Source organism: Terriglobus roseus DSM 18391, assembly GCF_000265425.1.
GTDB classification, from domain to species: Bacteria; Acidobacteriota; Terriglobia; order Terriglobales; family Acidobacteriaceae; genus Terriglobus; species Terriglobus roseus.
Genome location: NC_018014.1, coordinates 4,237,137 through 4,253,842, shown reverse-complemented (window position 1 = coordinate 4,253,842; position 16,706 = coordinate 4,237,137). Strand labels below are relative to the sequence as shown.

Sequence of the window (16,706 nt, the reverse complement as noted above, 5' to 3'; positions counted from 1 at the left end):
GGGCTAGAGGGAGCGCAGGCGCGTCACGGCTGCCGAGACGGTGGCGACTGCTGCGTCGACCTCGTCTTCGGTCGTCAGACGCGAGAGAGAGAAGCGGACGCTGCTGCGGGCGTCGTGTTCGTTCATGCCCATGGCGCGCAGGACGTGCGATGGCTCGATGGCACCACTCTGGCAGGCGGAACCGCCGCTGATCGCGAGTCCCTGCAGGTCGAGCGCGATCACGAGTTCTTCGGCGTTCACGCCGGCGAAGCGAAGCGATGCGGTGTTGGGCAGGCGGTCCACGTTGCCGCTGTTGACGGCGACGTTCTCGATGCGTTCGAGCAGGGAGCTTTCCAGCCGGTCACGGAGTTCGGCGAGGCGGTGCGCTCCGTTCTCTGCGAGCCATGAGCGGGTGATGGCGGCGGCGGCCCCGAAGCCGACGATCCCGGGCACATTCTCGGTGCCTGCGCGGCGCTGCCGCTCGTGGCTGCCGCCGTGCATCATGGGGCGGAGCTTCAAGCCGCTGCGCATCCAGAGGGCGCCGACGCCCTGGGGCCCATGCATCTTGTGCGCGGAGAGGCTGAGGAGGTCGCAGCGCAGGGCTTGGACGTCGACGGAAAGTTTGCCGCCTGCCTGAACGGCGTCGGTGTGGAGCAGGGCTCCTGCTGCGTGGGTGATCTCTGCGATCTCGCGCAGTGGTTGGATCGCGCCGGTCTCATTGTTCGCGAGCATTACGCTCACGAGCTTTGTGTTCTCACGGAGTGCGGCGGAGATCGCGGCGGGATCGACGACGCCGTTGGCATCGCACGCGATGCGCGAAACCCGGATGCCCGTGGTTTCCAGGGCATCAGCGGCATGCAGGACGGCGTCATGCTCGATGGCGCTGATGATGAGGTGGTCGTCGGGCTGCAACTGGCCGAAGAGTGCGAGGTTGTCGCTCTCCGTGCCGCCGCTGGTAAAGGTGATCTCGCTGGCCTTGCCGCCGATGAGTGCGGCGACCTGCTCACGCGCCGCGTCGATGGCACCGCGCGCGCCGCGGCCATGACCGTGAACCGCGCTGGCGTTGCCAAAGCGATCCGCCCAGAAGGGCTGCATCGCCGCAACGACCTCAGGCAGTACGGGGGTGGTCGCGTTGGCGTCCATGTAGATACGGCGCATGCATTGATTCTATGGGCGCTGTGTTCATGAGCGCGCTGCTCTGGTCTACTGCTGCTGGAGGATTACTTCATCGTGAAGCGCTTTGTCCCTGTGGCTGTTCTCTGTTGCTCCGTCGTCTTCGCGGCCGCTGCCGGCGCGCAGGCGGTTCCGGCGGCTGCTTTGCCGGTTGTCCATAGCTCGCCTGCTGCCTCGCTCGACGCGGTACAGACGCTGATCGAAAAAGAATGGATGGGCCTGGCCGATGCCATGCCTGCTGACAAATATGCTTTTGCGCCGTCGGCCGAAGACTTCAAGGGTGAGTTGCTGAAGCCCGACTATACCGGTGTGCGTACCTTCGGCCAGGAGGTGGCGCACGTTGCAGCGGCGAACTTCTCCTTTGCCGCTGCGATCAGCGCTTCCAAGCCGACGGTGGATCTGAAGGCTGTGAGCACTGCCTTCGATAAGCCGACGGCTCACAAGAACCTGGTGGATTCGTTTGCTGCTTTGCATGCTGCGATTGCGACGCTGACTCCGGAGAATGCCTGGGACGAAGCGAAGACGCCCGGCACCACGCGCGCCGGTACCGTTGCTTATAACTTCGGACACATGCGCGACCACTATGGACAGTTGGTCGAGTATCTGCGGATGAACGGCATGACACCGCCGGCCAGCACCGGGCGGCCGTTGGCGAATCCGACGAAGAAGTCGTAACTCGATCGAAGTCATCGGTTCTGCACAAGACAAAGGCCCTGACCGTATTGATCGGTCAGGGCCTTTGTCTGTGGCAATGCAGGAGCTTACGAGCGGTCGTCCATGGGCACATAGGGCGCGGGGTAAGCCGGGCCGGTATAGTCAGCGCGCGGGCGGATCAGACGGTTGTTGTCATGCTGCTCGATCACGTGTGCGGCCCAGCCGGAGATCCGGCTGACGGCGAAGATGGGCGTGAACAGATCCATGTCGATGCCCAGTGTGGTGTAGGTCGAGGCGGAGTAGAAGTCGACGTTGGCGTTGAGCTTCTTTTCGCTCTTCACAAAGCCTTCGATCTTCTCGCTCATCTCATACCACTTGGCGTTGCCGGCCGCGGTGCCAAGGTCTTTCGACATGCGGCGCAGGTGGGTAGCGCGCGGGTCTTCGGTCTTGTAGACGCGATGGCCGAAGCCGGAGATCTTTTCCTTGCGTGCGAGCAGATCGCGGACATACGTCACAGGGTCGGCACCGGCAGCGTCCACCTGGTAAAGCAGCTTCATCACAGCTTCGTTTGCGCCGCCGTGCAGCGGTCCCTTGAGCGCGCCAATGGCGCCCGTAATGGCAGAGTGCACATCGCTCAGTGTTGCTGCGATGACGCGTGCGGCGAAGGTGGATGCATTGAGTTCATGGTCCGCGTGAAGGATCAGCGCAACATCGAATGCGCGCTCCGCCTCGTGGATGGGCTTGACGCCGGAGAGCATGTACAGAAAGTTGCCGGCGTGGCTGAGAGACATGTCCGGCTCGACGATCGCCTTGCCCTTGCGGATGCGGTCGAAGTAGGCCACGATCATGGCGATCTGGCTGGTCAGTCGGAAGCTCTTGCGGACATTGGCGTCGTGGGTGCTGTCGACATCGTCGGCGTCGGTGATGCTGAGCAGGCTGACGGTCGTGCGCAGCACTTCCATCACGTTCGCGTCCTTGGGCAGACCCTTCAGGAATTCGACGACACTGGCATCCATGGTGCGCGATGCGGCAAGGGTCTTCTTGAAGTCAGCGAGTTCTGCCGAGGTGGGCAGCTTGCCGAACCACAACAGGTAGGTACTTTCCTCAAACGTCGACTTCGCTGCGAGTTCGTGGATGTCGATACCGCGGTACGAAAGAACGCCCGCGTCGCCATCGATCCAACAGATGCCGGAGGTGGTTGCGACAACGCCTTCAAGCCCGCGTGGGGCAACTGCCTGCGACATGTTTTGGGGTGCTCCTAATGCGAAGAAGGATATGCCTGTAAAACGCGTTTATAGCGGATGACTTGTGCGGTTGTCATCACGCTTGCGCGAATATCGCCGCCTGCACGCGGAATCCCTAACGAATGACAGGGGGAAAGCGGTCCGGACGGAAGGGAGTCAGATCCACCGATGTCGGCATCCCCAGCACCATTTGCATCATGACGTGCGCGGTCGCGGGCGCCAGCAGGACGCCATTGCGAAAGTGTCCTGCAGCCACAAACGCATGCGCATCGGCCTGTCCCAGAATGGGCAGATGGTCGGGTGTGTCCGGCCGCAGTCCAGCCCAGCTTGCGATCTCCGGAGCTTCGGCGAGTGCCGGCAGCAGTTCGGCTGCCTCTGCGCGAAGATGCCGCATCTCGGGCTCGTAGACCTTGCGATCAAAGTCCGCATCCTCGACGGTCGCGCCGATGATCACAGAGCCGTCCAGGCGGGGCACCATGTAAACGTCGTGCGTGCGTACAACGACGTTGCCGACGGTTCCTGTCGAGAAGACACCGGGCGCGTGGACGCACAGCATCTGGCCCTTTGCGGGCGATGCTGCGGCGCTCCAGGCACCGGAGCAGTCCAGGAATGCGCCGGCTTGGATGACGCCGTCGGGTGTGCGGACGCTGATGCCCGCGCCGCGTTGATACGCCGCGCGTACGGGTGTGTTTTCGAGCACGGTGACGCCTGCCGCATCCACGGCAGCGCGGAGAGCCGGGACGAGTTTGCGCGGATCCAGGCTCTGCTCCGGCAGCCGCCGGAAGCCGCGTCCCTGCAGCGCCGGCAGCATGGCGCGGTGGTGCCGCCAGCCCTCTGCGGCCTCCAGCGTCCAGCGTGTCTCGATGGGCACGCGTACGCCGGTGAGTGCGTCGATACGGTCCAGCAACGTGGGGTAGAGCGTGACGCTGAGATCAGCCAGCGGCGCCAATTGCGACGGATTCGCTGGATCGTGTGCGGCGAGCATGCCTGCGGCGGCCCACGACGCCTCACGGCCCGCTGTGCCACGCTCGAGCACGACGACTTCCAGCCCGCAGTCCTGCAGTTCCAACGCGCAGGTCAGACCCGTGATACCCGCACCCGCTATGACGACGTCCGGAGAATGCATCCGTCTATTCTAGTTTTGCTTTCGAAACCACGCAGAGACGCGCACAATTGCTGTTGACCGTGGCGGAAGTATTTCAGTATCGCGGGTTAAGCGATCTTTGGAGGATCTGATGAACGAACTGCCTTCGACAAAGTACGTGGAAGTTGAAAAGAAGGAGTCGCCGCTGTTACTGGTGACGGCGATCGCTGCCGTGGTGCTCGCGCTTGGCGGCTTGATCTGGTCGTTTCTGCTGCAGGGCCGCTTGACCAAGGCGGAGCAGCAGTTGGCATCGCAGCAGCAGGAGGCGAACTCACTGCAATCGCGCGTGAATGCGTCGGATGCCCGCGCCCGCGCTGCATCGGAGACCTTTGCGCAACGGCTTGGAACAACGCAGGCGCAGTTGGATGCGCGTACCCAGACCATCCTTGCCAAGCAGCAGGCGGATGCGGCCCGTCTGACCAACTCGCAGCAGGCCGCGGAGCAGAGATTCAACAGCGAAGTCTCTGCGGTGAAGACGGATGTTGGCAGTGTGAAGACGGACCTGGGTTCGACCAAGACAGACGTTGGCAGCGTGAAGGCCGACCTGGCGGACACGAAGACGCAGTTGCAGCGCACCATGGGCGATGCAGGCGTGATGAGCGGCCTGATCGCGCGTAACTCCACCGAACTGGAAGAGCTGAAGCACAAGGGAGACCGGACTTACTACGAGTTCACCCTGCAGAAGAATGCGCCGCCCACACTGCTCTCAAGCGTGAAGCTGCAGTTGAAGAAGGTGGATGTGAAGAAGGGTAAGTTCACGCTGGCGCTGAATGCGGATGACCGGGTGGTCGAGAAGAAAGACAAAACGCTGCTGGAGCCGGTGCAGTTCTACAGCGGCAAGAGTCCCGCGCTGTTCGAGATCGTGGTGAATGGTGTAGATAAGAACATGGTGAGGGGTTATCTGTCGGTGCCGAAGGGGATGTAGGTTCTGATTTTTTGCTTTCGACAATGAAAAGAGCACAGACCGCCTCGGCGGCCTGTGCTCTTTTTGCTGGCTGGTCACGAAGGGCGGACGCCGTTCGTCAGCGAGAGACTATTTCGGCAGGGGCAGTGTCACGCGGTCCTGATGATAGAAATCGATGCTCACATCGGAAGACTTGCGCTTGTCCCAGATCGCCTGAGGAACGTTGTAGGCGAACACCACGTAACCTCCGGCGGTGGCGCCGGGAGCTATGGAGGGCAGCGCTTGTAACGGCGTTGTGCCTGCGGTATCGACTGCCGGTTTCATCTTCGGAAACATCGCTGCGAGTCGCGGCAGATCGGACTGTTCGATCGCCTGTGCCTGCATCACGGAACCGTCTTCCATGGTGAAGCTGCCGCTGATTGACTTCACGAAGAGAGGAACCTCGGTGTGGTCTGTGAGTGCGATGTTCGGGATGACGTAGGTCACGTCCTCCGTCTGATTTTCGCCAACGAGAATGCCCGTGCCGCGCGTAAAGACGGTGTGTACGGGAAAGACACCGATGCGGTCGACTTTGCCGGTGACTTCCTTGTGCAGGTAGACCTTGGCGAACCACGCGCCACCTGCTGCAAGTAGAACCAGCGCAATCAGCACGGGGATCAGCATGCCCCGCTGCTTTACTTCACCGCCATCAAGTCTCATCTCAGCCATGTCTTATGCTCCCACATGCGCGGGCCGTGGACGTAGCGCAGATAGAAACGCATCGACATCCAGCGTGTTGATGACGTCTTTCGGCTCGAGCCATGCGCGTCGCAGCTGGGTGATGCCGAAACGCATCTTTGCGAGGTCGTCGATGCTGTGCGCGTCGGTGTTGACGCTGATGCGGCAGCCGAGGGCCTTGGCCTTGCGCAGATTCAGATCGCTCAGGTCGGCGCGTGCCGGAGCGGCGTTGTGCTCCACTGCGACACCGAGTTCTGCGCAGCGGCGCAGGACTCCGTCCATGTCGAAGACATAGGGATCGCGACGCAGCAGCTTGCGGCCTGTGGGATGACCGAGGATGCGCAGGTACGGATTTTCGATGGCGCGCAGCAGACGCGCGGTCATCTCGTCTGATGGCATTTGAAACGCTGAATGCACGGACCCGACGACGACATCCATCATGGCCAGCGTTTCGTCTTCCAGGTCGAGCGAGCCGTCCTGCAGGATGTCGACTTCGATGCCGGCGAAGACACGGATGCGGCCTTCCATCTCGGCATCGACTGCCTGAATGGCGCGCACATGGGCCTGCGCGCGGTAGTCGTCCAGGCCGTTGGTCATGGCAAGGTTTTTTGAGTGATCGGTGATGGCGATGTACTTGAGCCCACGCGCAAGTGCGGCGTCGGCCATCTCGCGGATAGTGAACGCGCCGTCGGTCGCGACGGTGTGCATATGGACGTCCCCGCGGATGTCGTCGAGTGTGATGAGGGACGGCAGTGTCGCTGCCTCTGCCGCTTCCAGTTCGCCGCAGTTTTCGCGCAGCTCCGGCGCAATCCACTGCATGCCGAGCGCCGCGTAGATCTCTTCTTCGGTTGCGGCGGCGACGATCGAACTCTCACCTTCTTCGGGATTCAGACGTGCCAGTGCGTACTCGCTCAGGGTGTAGCCACGCTTCAGCGCCTTCTGCCGCAGCGATACGTTATGCATCTTCGATCCGGTGAAGTACTGCAGGGCGGCGCCGTAGCTTGCGCGCGGCAGCAGCCGCACGTCGACCTGCAGGCCATTGCGCAATGTGAAGCTGACCTTATTCTGGCCCTTGGCGAGAAGCACATCAATCAAGGGGAGCGTCGCAACATATTCCACGGCAGCGCTGACGACATCGGCTTCACACGCAGGTCCGGTTACCAGAAGATCGAGGTCGCCGACGGTCTCGCGTCCACGGCGCAACGACCCTGCCGGCGTGATGGTTTCAATGCCGGGGAACTCGCGCAGCATGGCCGCGATTTTGTCCGCGGTCTCGCCCGCGTTGTCGATGCGAAAGCGGCCGGAGTTGCGGCGGTGATCCTCGATGCCCTTGAGGAGTTTGTCGACCTGCTTCTGACCGAAGCGGGGAAGCTTGGCAAGGTGACCTTCCTTGGCGGCGGTCTCGAGCTGGTCCATGTTCTCAATCTGGAGTGCGGAAAACAGCAGCGCGACGGTCTTCGGTCCCATGCTGGGCAGGCGCAACAGGTCGAGCATGGACGGACGATATTTCGTCAGCAGCTCATCGCGAAGGGGCATCGACCCGGTTCGTTCCAGGTCGACGATGTTTGCGGCCATGCCTTTGCCAATGCCTGCGATCGCAAGCAACTGCTTCGGGTCATCGACCAGAGAGGCAAGCGGGGTTGTCTGCTGCTCGACTGCTTCTGCTGCGCGGCGATAACTGCGCACACGGAAGGGATCCGCCGCGTCAATTTCAAGCAGCGCTGCCGTCTCGTCCAACAGCCGTGCCATGGTGATGTTATCCATACAGCGATCAGACTACATGCGACACCGCAAGCGCTGCCTGCACGCTGGCGGCGGCCCACTTCTCTCAGCAGAAAAAAGACGACCGGCGAAAGTTTCGCCGGCTCCGTCCTACGCTGCTGACTGGGTCAGAATCACTGCATCTGCCTGCGGGCCTTTGCTGCCCTGGATCACGTCGAACTCAACGGGATCGCCTTCTTTCAGGCTCTTATAGCCATCCAGCTGGATGGAGCTGTAGTGGACAAACACATCTGCGCCGCCGTCATCGCGCCCCAGAAAGCCATAGCCCTTCGCGTTGTTGAACCACTTCACTGTGCCCTTGTACTGTGCCACGCGTACTCACCACTTGCGCACCATCACTGTCTTTGCTCTCGGGAGGATCAGCCCTCGGCGAGGATGGTGATGAATAGACGCGCGTGATTTTGATTCGGGGTACATCGGCAACTATCTCGGAGTGTTTTTTGGGGTTTCTTCAACCGTGTCATAAATTGCCGCCATCTTGTGAATTGTTACTTCGTGTCCTGACGGCGCTGTGCGTAGATCATGGTGCCGACGATGGTCTTGCCGTCGTGGATCTCTCCGGCAGCGCACATCTTCAGAAGTTGCGACAGAGGCATGAGGCGTACCTCAATACGTTCGTCGTCCTCGGGTTCGGCGACGCCGGTCACGATCCCGGTGGCGAGGTAGATTTCCATCCACTCGCCGACGAAGCCGGGGCTGGCGTAGTAGCGGACGAGCTTCGTCCACTTCTTGGCGCGATAACCTGTTTCTTCAATCAGTTCGCGCTTGGCGGCGGCGAGGACGTTCTCGCCCGGTTCCACACGGCCGGCCGGCAGCTCCAGCAGGTACTGGTCTGCTGCGTGACGGAACTGACGCTCGATGACGATAAGGGGATCGGCGGGATTTGTCGTTTCGTCGACGGCCAGCACCACAACCGAGCCGGAGTGGCGGACGACGTCTCGCGTGGCCTCCACGCCGTTGGGTTCGCGCACCTGCTCGGTGTAGACGCTGAAGATCTTGCCCTGGTAAGCCAGTTTGCTCTTTAGAATCTGCGCTTTGTTCTTGGAGGCTTTGGGCGCTGCAACGGGGCCTTTGGGCATCTCTCGCGAGGCGGCGACACCTTTTGCGACTGGCTTCGCCGCTGTCAACTTCTTGTTCACGCTTTTATTACCCGCCGACCGTGTCTTTACCGTTGCTTGCTTCGTCATAGCAATCAAGCTATCAAAACTGCATCCAACCGCGTGGCCGTGCCATCCTATATCGGGTCCCAGCCCAAGCGGAAGAGCCCTTCGAGTATGAGCGTAGAGTGTTACCCGATCACTGTTCTTCCGCATCTTGCGAAGCTGTTTCGCGAGTACACGGAGTTGCGCACCGCTCCGGCGGATGCTGCCGTTCGCCGTTTCTACGCCAGCAGCCCCTTCGATGAGCGCTGGAAGCAAGGCACAAAGCCGTCGCTGCAGCCGGATCGGAAGCTGCTGGTGGATACGCTGACCGAGCAAGTGGTTGGCTTTGGGGCAGGGGAATCGACCTTTGCCAATCTGGACAAGCTGAGGGACGGCGCGCGAGCGGTTGTGACGGGTCAGCAGGTTGGACTGTTCGGCGGGCCGCTGTTGACCCTGCTGAAGGCCGCTACGGCCATCCGCAAGGCCCAAGTGGCCAGTGCTGCCGGCGTTCCGCATGTGCCGGTCTTCTGGATGGCAACCGAAGATCATGACCTGGATGAAGTGAACCAGGTCGCGTTGCTGGGCAAGCACGGTATCGAGACGCTCCGCTCGACCTTCCCGGAGCACAAGCAGCAGCCCGTGGGTGACCTGAAGCTTGGTCCGCAGATTGAGGCAGTTGTGGCCGAGGCAGAAGAGTTGCTGGCCTATGCTCCGATCACCGAGCTGCTGCGTGCGACGTACACGCCGTCGGATACTTTGGCTTCGGCGTTCGGCAAGTTTCTTACCGGCGTCTTCCGCGAGCATGGCCTCATCGTCATCGATGCAAGCACGCGTGCGTTTCATGCGATGGGCTCGCCGGTGCTCCGCTATGCGATCGAGCATGCGGATGAGCTTCATGCGGCCGTGATGACTCGCGGTGCGGAACTTGCTTCGGCGGGTTACAGCTCGCAGGTGCTGGTGAACGATGATTCGTCGTTGCTGTTCGTGGTGGATGATCACGGCCAGCGGATGCCGTTGCGGCGCCCAAAGCAGGTGAGCGGTGAGCGTGCGTGGAAGGCCGGCAATCGTGACTACACCACGGAAGAACTGCTTGCGATCTTAGAGACAACGCCAGAGCGCTTGAGCCCGAATGCGTTGCTGCGTCCTGTCTTTCAGGATTCGATTCTGCCGACATCATCGTATATCGGTGGGCCTGCTGAGATTGCATATTTCGCGCAGTGCAGGCCTGTCTTTGAAGCGATCCTAGGCGAAGCAACGCCAGTGCTGCCGCGGCTTTCCGCGACACTGGTCCCGCCTGCGATCCGCACGGTGATGGATCGTCATGAGCTTTCGTTGCGGGATGCGATGGTGACCAGTGATGAGCTTTCGCAGCGCCTTGCAGCTCGGGCTATGCCGATTGAAGGGAAGCGCAAGATTGCTGCGGCCGGCAATGCTCTGGATGAAGAGTTGAAGAGCGTTGAACACTGGATGGCGGCGATGGATGCCAACCTTGGCAAGTCGGCCGGTGTGGCTGCGAGCAAGATGCGGTACCAGATGAATCGCCTTCGTCGTCTGGCTGCGAACTGGCAGTTGGAGCGCGAGGCGCATCTTCGGAAGCATGCTGACGCAATCACGTTGAACCTGTTCCCGAAGGGCATCGTGCAGGAGCGGTTGCTTGCCGGTATTCAACTGCTGGCGCTGAGTAGGGAAGATCTTGCGACGATGCTGGTCGAGAACGCCGAGCAGGATTGTCCGGGACACAGAGTCTTCGATATCTAGCTGAAGTCCTTTGCTAGCGCGTAGAATCCTTTGCGTATGGCGAAGAAGCAAACTAAAGAAATTGGCTTTGAGGTGGCGTGCCCGGATTGTGGCGCGATGCTTCGGATTGATCCGGTGACGCAGTCGGTGATCGCGCATACGCCGGCTCCGCGTAAGCGCACGTTTGAGGATCTTGGATCGGCGGCGAAGGCTGCTCGTGAGCAGGATGCGCGGCGTGATTCGATCTTTGCGCAGTCGGTTGAGGCGCAGAAGAACCGCGACAGTATTCTCTCCGCAAAGTTTGACGAGGCGTTCCGGAAGGCGAAGGAATCGCCGGATACTGGAAAGCCTCTTCGCGAGTTCGATCTCGACTAAATCCCTGCAAAACAGGCACTTTCACGGCCCTTCGACCGCCCTTCGGTACCCGAAAGCGAGTGTTATGAATCGTCTCAGTCTACTGTTGCTCACGGTGGCCTTGCCTGTGCACGCTGCCACACTTACGGCGAACAATTTTGGCGCGAAGGGCGACGGGGTCGCGGACGACACGAAGGCGATTCAGAAGGCCCTGGACGCGGCTGCCGGGAAGCATGACACGGTCACGCTGAAGCCTGGGACGTACCGCATCGGATCGATTTTTGTGAAGAGCGGATCGCGGCTGGATCTGCCGAAGGGCGTGACGCTGCGTGGCATCCAGTCGCTGGATGCGTATCCGCTGATGCCGACGCGCATTGCCGGTATCGAGATGACGTGGCCGGCGGCGCTGGTGAATGTCTACAAGCAGACGGATGTGCAGATTACAGGCGAGGGTACGATCGACGGCGATGGGTCGTACTGGTGGAAGAGCTACTGGGATCTGCGTGCGAAGTATGAGCCGAAGGGGCTGCGCTGGGCGAGCGACTATGACGCGAAGCGGCCCCGGCTGATCCAGGTCTTCGACTCGTCGAATGTGAAGCTGGATGGGCCGATGTTGACGCGTTCGGGGTTCTGGACGGTGCATATCTGTTACTCGCACGACGTGACGATCGACCATGTGACGATTCGGAATAACGAAGGTGGCAAGGGGCCTTCGACGGACGGGATCGACATTGATAGTTCGCACGATGTGCTGGTGCAGCACGCGGACATCGATGTGAACGATGATGCGCTTTGCCTGAAGGCCGGGCGCGACTCGGACGGGCTGCGGGTGAACCGGCCGACCTACAACGTGGTGCTGCGGGATTCGCTGATCCGCACGGGTGCCGCTGCGGTTACGTTTGGCAGTGAGACCTCGGGTGGCTTCCGCAATATCGAGGCCTATAACCTGACGGCCCTTCGCGGCGTGACGAATGGTGTGCTGATCAAGAGTGCGAAGGTTCGCGGTGGCTTTGGCGAGAACCTGCGCGTGCACGATCTGCACCTGGACGGCGTGAAGACGCCGATCAAGGTGACGCTGAACTGGAACCCGGCCTACAGCTACACTTCTTTGCCTGCGGGGACCGATCCGAAGACGGTGCCGCCGTACTGGATTCCGCTCACCACGAAGGTCCCAGAAGCGCAGGGGCTGGCGCACTTTCATGATGTTCACTTCTGGAATATCGATGCGAAGGATGCGGAGACGGCGATTGATATTGCCGCTTATCCGAACGCGACGCTGGATAACTTCCAGATCGATCATGTGAATGTTGTGGCGAACTCGGCTGGTTCGATCGCGAATACCAAGGGGTTGAAGCTTGGCGACATTCATCTTGTTGTGGCGGATGGGAGCCGGTTGAAGTCTGAGGACAATGGTGGGATTGTTGGGCTGGATGCGGTGACTTATGTTGCCGGGCAGAAGACGCATCCTGGGACTGTGAAGATACCGGATTAGTGAGGGAACGTCTTCGCCGGGAGTTTGTCCTGCCGAGCGACGTGGCGGCTTAATGATCCACGCTCCGTCTGCCATCGTTCGCACCTTGCGTTCCATTTCTGAGGAATGCAGAGAGTGCGTCAGACTGCTGCGCTCTTCGCAGATAGTGAGTTTGGAACAGACGGCGGCGAAGACGGCTAGCTTCTGTGAATGGCAGCTCTGTACTAAACAAGAGACGATGAGCGCACTGGCCTGTTCTCGCCAGAAGAGCTTCCCTGCGCCAGCAATCGTAAACACAAGCCGACTTCTAGTGACTTTAGGCCGGGCTGGAGTCGTCCAGGATCTATTCTCAAAATGTGTTGGAGTTGCTTGATGGATAGTCCTGTTGTTTGGTTTCCCCAGATATGTGAGGCGACCCGTGAGATGCCTCGCCTTGCCGCCCTGGACGTTCTTGATTCTCTGAGTGACGAGGCATTTTCGAAAGAGTATGCAGCGCGCTCCGTGCCTTTTCTACTGCGGCTGGGCGCGTTAAAGTTCTCTGAAGCGGAGATCTTAGCTCTGCTGCAAGGGGCCTACGGCGATCAGACCGTGACCGTCCGTTTCGGCAATATGGCAGATCCAGGTAGCTACCTGAATCGCCGCGAAGAAGAGATGCCCCTAAGAAGTTTCATTGGGAAACACTTCATGCAGGTAAACGATGCCGGGACGGCCTATGCCGCCGGCACCGTGATCCCCTTCGAGATGGCGCGCGATCTCGGAGTCCCTTTTCCGATGTTCTACCCTGAATATTTTCTCAATGAGCCACGGATGTGGATGGGTAAGAGGGGAACGGTGACCGCCCTGCACAAGGACATCCCGGACAACTTCTCGTTCGCATACTTCGGTGCCAAAGAATGGCTCCTCTATCCGCCGGCCGATTTTCCTTATCTATACATGATTCATCCGAAACCGAATGCACTTCCAGACTTCGGGGTCAGCATGGTTAACGCAAAGTCTCCGGATGCGACGCGCTTCCCGGAGTTCTCGAAGGCTAAATCGATTTCCATCACGCAGCGTGCGGGCGATCTGCTCTATGTGCCTGCGGGGTGGAGTCATTTCGTGGAGAATCACGAAGACTCTCTGATGATCAATTTCTGGCTAAGACGCGGAAGATCCCCTGCGGTGTTAGGCAGGGACCGATGACAGGGCCACTCCAGTCTCCTGTCCCTGTCTCTTCCCATGGGCCAAGGCTAAATCTTACTTCTCGAGAAACCCACTTACTTCATTTGGCGGTCGCTGGCGATAATGCGACTTATGAGGACCAATGAACGCTGTCTTTGCGGACCGGGCCGACAGAAAATAGCATTGTCGCGCTGTATTACAAGGTCATAGTGCCTCAGTTGGAACCGAGCTGAACGAGTATTGAATGAAGGCCTAAAGAAGACCGGCACGCCGCGAAGCGTGCCGACCGGATATAGGTTGGGATTTGCTGCGCAGTGTCAGCCGGCCTTAGAAGCGCGGCTTTTGCTTGATGTTCCGCATGACCATACCTTTGGGCATGATGCGCGCATCCTCGGTTTTGCCGAACAGTTCCGGATGCAGATAGTGACCCTTTTCTTTTTCTGGCTTGTCAACTTCGTTCGGTGTGCGATGTGCATTGGCCCAGGCATCCTGTCGGATGCCGGTAACCTGCCAGGAGACTTCCACGTTGGGTTTGTCCGTCTTGATGACGAACGAACCGTTGGCGATCTTTGTGGCGACGATTGCCTGCGCGAACTGTCCTATGACGGTGAGTTGGTAGCGGAAGTCGCGGTTGAGCGCTTCAAAGTACGCGGGCATGGTCACGACTGCGTCACCACGACCATCGGTTGTCACACTACCGTCGTAAATGTTCTTCATGTCCGGCGACTCGACAAAGGAGTGGTACAGATACTTGTTGCTGGGGTCAATGGGGTCGTCGATTTTGAAGGATCCGCTTGCCTTCGTGAGATTGCCTTCTACTTCAACGTTACCGAAGAACTTACCCGCCGGTGAGTCTTCGTTCCCCTGGAAAAGGCCGCCTGCACTATTCAACGCTCCACCGGCATACCCTACAACGCCGTACCCCGCAGTTTCACCCTCACCGCCGTACCCGACCACACCCGATCCTGCAGTCTCGCCGTCGCCACCTCGGCCTATCACTCCGTTTCCTCCGGAATCGATCGGGTCTGTAGGAGCGGGACCTCCCCGGCCAACGATGCCTGTACCGCCTCCGGTGGTGTTAGTGATAGCGAACAAGGCAGCGTTGGAATCCTCTGGCGGTGCGGCACCCGTACCGTAGTACGGCAGGGTCAACGTTCCTCCCGGGCCAGCCGGACCCGCTGGGCCTGTTGCGCCAGTCGGGCCTGCGGGGCCGACGGGACCGGCGGGGCCAGCAGGACCAGCAGCGATGGGGAACCTCTGAGCCGGTGAGAAGTTGATGGTCCCGTTCGCGTTGAACCACAGGCCGCTTTCCCTGGGTCCGCCAAAACCGGGGCTGTACAGCAGGTGCAGGTTCGCTCCTGAATGATTGGTGTTGTTGTTGGTGGGCTCAGCCATAAGCTGGAAGTACGGCGAAGTGGCCTTGCCGGCGGCGGAATCGAATACGGAGGCATCCAGTTCCAAGGGCGATGAGTTCACGCCTGAGGATGCCGTTGCCGCTTTGGGAGCGACGAGGGCGCCTACTCCACGAAAGGTTGAGCGGCCGGTCACGTCGAACGCGGATGCGGGCGCAGCACCGATACCAATGCCACTGGCGTTCTGGAAGATGAGCGAGTTTCCTATCGCGGCCGAACCCGTAAAGACGGGGACTTTGCCGACGGTTCCGCCGGTTGTGGTGACTGGTTTGGAAGCCTGGGCAGCGAGCGCGACAGCGCGGGTGTCCTCCGCCAAGTTTTGTCCGTGTGCTGCGGGGAGGAACAAGACGCTAAGACCAAAGACGACAGTACTTCCACAAAGAAGCTTCATACATCTCCTGGGGTAAAGCAGTGCGCAAAGGCATGGAGGAAAAGGGGCAGGTATCGCCACTCAGGTAGGGGTGAGGCTAGGATGCCAAAGGAGGGATTGCAAAAAACGGAATTCTGGAACTTTAAGCAACATCGAAGATGTTTTGGCACGTTCTGGCATGGATCCCGCGGTGGCACGGTTCGAGCATTTAAGAGCTCCAGCCGGTTTGCGGCAATGAAGGGTGGCTGACGAGTCCAGGTCAGGAGGTCGGCTGCGTGCAGTGCTTCATTTGCGTTGTCATGTCCCGCCCGAAAGTTCGAACAGGAACGGTGAACGTTGTTGCGTCTCGCGGATACTCGTTTCGCTCAGCGTGCAACGTCAGTCCTCATAAACGCCGTTGTCGTCAGTAACGATTCTCGACGAATGCAAATCGGCAATGCACTCACCGGTGACTCAGGATGAGTCGGCTAGCTTCCGCAATCGTCAACCGGGGACAGCAGGCGTATCCCGGACCGGGTAAGTCTTCTCTGATCTAGAGGTGTTTGGTTGCGGAATGGCAATGCAGCCAGTCGTCTTGCCCGTTTTGGGATGTGCAATGCACCATCAATGCATGTCGAAATACCTTATCTCTTTCCCGAGCGAGGCCATGGTCCTCACGGCTGAGGAACTGCCTGTTGTTTCTGCCGACGCTCATGCAGTCATCGAGGAAGCCAAGGCCGCGGGAGTCTATGTGTTCGGCGGTGGGATCGCGGAGCAAGTCGATCCGGTGCTGGTCTCGGGGGATGGATCACTTTCCACCGAGATCTATCCGGGCAGTCGTCTGACAGGTGGGTTCACCGTACTGGAGTTGCCTACGCGCGAGGACGCGCTCAAATGGGCAAGAAAGATTGCGGTCGCCTGCCGTTGTTCGCAGGAACTTCGCGAGTTTATGTACGACCCGGCGAGCTAGAGCGCCGAAGACGACTTAGTAGACGAGACGAACCTCTCGGTAATTGCCGCATGTTTTTCAATACACGCCAAGGGAGAGAACCCACCCTCGCTTTGCGAGGATGGGGAACCCGATCTTTGTGGCGCGCCTTAGAGCTTGATGGTGATGAGGCCTTGTTTTGGGGCTCGGTCGAGGCCTAGTTGCTGGCGGGCTGCCGGGGTCATGCGGTCGGCTGTCCATGCGGGTTCCCAGACCAGTTTGACTTCGCTGCGACTTACTTCGGGGATGCCGGCGAGGCGGTTCTTTACCTGGCCGATGAGCATGGCTTCTCGCTCGTCGCTGGGGGCTCGCATGGTCATGGTGATGTGGATGACGTAGCGTGGTTCGAAGCCGGGCCAGTTCGTGTCCTGCTGCACCTGGATGTCGTAGACGAGGCCGAGGTCGACGATGTTCACGGAGAGTTCCGGGTCAAAGCAGACGCGGAGTGCTTCGCGGATATCGGTCTGGGTCGGGGCAGGGTTCATCGTTCGCGAG

Annotated in this window: 16 protein-coding genes; 7 read left to right on the top strand and 9 right to left on the bottom strand. The window is 60.1% G+C overall.

The window, feature by feature from the left end; all coding sequences use genetic code 11:
* Positions 1–3 precede the first annotated feature (3 nt).
* A complete protein-coding gene (locus TERRO_RS17475; protein ID WP_014787029.1) occupies positions 4–1,137 on the bottom strand; it encodes a cysteine desulfurase family protein in 1,134 nt (377 codons plus the stop codon).
* Between the two features lie 72 nt (positions 1,138–1,209).
* On the opposite strand from TERRO_RS17475, the gene TERRO_RS17470 reads away from it, so the two are divergent.
* Positions 1,210–1,827, top strand: coding sequence for a DinB family protein (locus TERRO_RS17470; protein WP_014787028.1), 618 nt, complete (start codon positions 1,210–1,212; stop codon positions 1,825–1,827).
* Between the two features lie 86 nt (positions 1,828–1,913).
* Here the strand turns inward: TERRO_RS17470 and TERRO_RS17465 are convergent, their stop codons facing one another.
* Positions 1,914–3,050 (bottom strand): citrate synthase, encoded by a 1,137-nt coding sequence (locus tag TERRO_RS17465; protein WP_014787027.1) that lies wholly within the window; start codon positions 3,048–3,050, stop codon positions 1,914–1,916.
* 115 nt (positions 3,051–3,165) lie between these two features.
* Complete coding sequence (locus TERRO_RS17460; protein ID WP_014787026.1) at positions 3,166–4,176, bottom strand: NAD(P)/FAD-dependent oxidoreductase; 1,011 nt, start codon at positions 4,174–4,176, stop codon at positions 3,166–3,168.
* A 109-nt stretch (positions 4,177–4,285) separates the two neighbouring features.
* Between TERRO_RS17460 and TERRO_RS17455 the strand changes: the two genes are divergently transcribed.
* Positions 4,286–5,119 (top strand): hypothetical protein, encoded by an 834-nt coding sequence (locus TERRO_RS17455; protein ID WP_014787025.1) that lies wholly within the window; start codon positions 4,286–4,288, stop codon positions 5,117–5,119.
* Positions 5,120–5,227: 108 nt separating this feature from the next.
* On the opposite strand, the gene TERRO_RS17450 is transcribed toward TERRO_RS17455, so the two are convergent.
* The 4 genes from TERRO_RS17450 to TERRO_RS17435 form a co-directional block, all read right to left on the bottom strand.
* Positions 5,228–5,806 carry a hypothetical protein gene (locus TERRO_RS17450; RefSeq protein WP_014787024.1) on the bottom strand — a complete coding sequence of 193 codons (579 nt, stop codon included), beginning with the start codon at positions 5,804–5,806 and terminating at the stop codon, positions 5,228–5,230.
* Between the two features lie 3 nt (positions 5,807–5,809).
* Positions 5,810–7,579, bottom strand: coding sequence for a DNA polymerase/3'-5' exonuclease PolX (gene polX / locus TERRO_RS17445; RefSeq protein WP_041592696.1), 1,770 nt, complete (start codon positions 7,577–7,579; stop codon positions 5,810–5,812).
* 108 nt (positions 7,580–7,687) lie between these two features.
* Positions 7,688–7,909, bottom strand: a complete 222-nt coding sequence (locus TERRO_RS17440; protein WP_014787022.1) for a cold shock domain-containing protein — start codon at positions 7,907–7,909, stop codon at positions 7,688–7,690.
* 176 nt (positions 7,910–8,085) lie between these two features.
* On the bottom strand, positions 8,086–8,784 hold the full coding sequence (locus TERRO_RS17435) for an NUDIX hydrolase (protein WP_014787021.1): 699 nt from the start codon (positions 8,782–8,784) through the stop codon (positions 8,086–8,088).
* Positions 8,785–8,871: 87 nt separating this feature from the next.
* On the opposite strand from TERRO_RS17435, the gene bshC reads away from it, so the two are divergent.
* From bshC to TERRO_RS17415, 4 genes are all read left to right on the top strand, one after another.
* A complete protein-coding gene (gene bshC, locus TERRO_RS17430) occupies positions 8,872–10,497 on the top strand; it encodes a bacillithiol biosynthesis cysteine-adding enzyme BshC (protein ID WP_014787020.1) in 1,626 nt (541 codons plus the stop codon).
* Positions 10,498–10,533: 36 nt separating this feature from the next.
* Complete coding sequence (locus tag TERRO_RS17425; RefSeq protein WP_014787019.1) at positions 10,534–10,851, top strand: hypothetical protein; 318 nt, start codon at positions 10,534–10,536, stop codon at positions 10,849–10,851.
* Positions 10,852–10,915: 64 nt separating this feature from the next.
* A complete protein-coding gene (locus tag TERRO_RS17420) occupies positions 10,916–12,322 on the top strand; it encodes a glycoside hydrolase family 28 protein (protein ID WP_014787018.1) in 1,407 nt (468 codons plus the stop codon).
* 402 nt (positions 12,323–12,724) lie between these two features.
* Positions 12,725–13,483, top strand: coding sequence for a cupin-like domain-containing protein (locus TERRO_RS17415; RefSeq protein WP_245536139.1), 759 nt, complete (start codon positions 12,725–12,727; stop codon positions 13,481–13,483).
* Positions 13,484–13,789: 306 nt separating this feature from the next.
* On the opposite strand, the gene TERRO_RS23515 is transcribed toward TERRO_RS17415, so the two are convergent.
* Positions 13,790–15,265 carry a hypothetical protein gene (locus TERRO_RS23515; protein ID WP_014787016.1) on the bottom strand — a complete coding sequence of 492 codons (1,476 nt, stop codon included), beginning with the start codon at positions 15,263–15,265 and terminating at the stop codon, positions 13,790–13,792.
* 589 nt (positions 15,266–15,854) lie between these two features.
* On the opposite strand from TERRO_RS23515, the gene TERRO_RS17405 reads away from it, so the two are divergent.
* The gene (locus tag TERRO_RS17405) at positions 15,855–16,193 is read left to right on the top strand and encodes a YciI family protein (RefSeq protein ID WP_014787015.1); all 339 of its coding nucleotides are present in this window, start codon (positions 15,855–15,857) and stop codon (positions 16,191–16,193) included.
* Positions 16,194–16,321: 128 nt separating this feature from the next.
* Here the strand turns inward: TERRO_RS17405 and TERRO_RS17400 are convergent, their stop codons facing one another.
* Entirely contained in the window at positions 16,322–16,696 is a 375-nt protein-coding gene (locus tag TERRO_RS17400; RefSeq protein ID WP_014787014.1) for a metal-sulfur cluster assembly factor, read from the bottom strand.
* Between the last annotated feature and the right edge of the window lie 10 nt (positions 16,697–16,706).